This is a genomic window from Nocardioides cremeus (genome assembly GCF_030518195.1).
Lineage (GTDB): Bacteria > Actinomycetota > Actinomycetes > Propionibacteriales > Nocardioidaceae > Nocardioides > Nocardioides cremeus.
In genome coordinates, this window is the sequence record NZ_JAULSC010000465.1 from 1 (window position 1) to 215 (window position 215).

1 protein-coding gene is annotated in these 215 nt (G+C 74.4%); it reads right to left on the minus strand.

What is annotated here, in order from left to right; translation table 11 throughout:
• Nucleotides 1-197: S8 family serine peptidase (locus tag QWJ41_RS21740; RefSeq protein WP_302710581.1), on the minus strand; the 197-nt coding region annotated here is incomplete at its 3' end.
• Nucleotides 198-215 lie beyond the last annotated feature (18 nt).

Below are 215 nucleotides of genomic sequence, written 5' to 3' on the forward strand. Positions count from 1 at the left end.
GGCGAGTAGAGGCCGGTGACGTCGGTCAGCGGCTGGCGCGCGGTGTCGAGCCGCGCCGCCTCGATGTTCTCGCGGGTACGACCCTGCGCCGCGAGCCGCGCGGCGACGCCCGCGACGTGCGGGGTGGCCATCGACGTACCGGCGTAGTAGTCGTAGTCGGACTCGCCGCAGCCCGCGCTGCCGGTGCCCAGCGGCACCGTCGAGACGATGTCGTC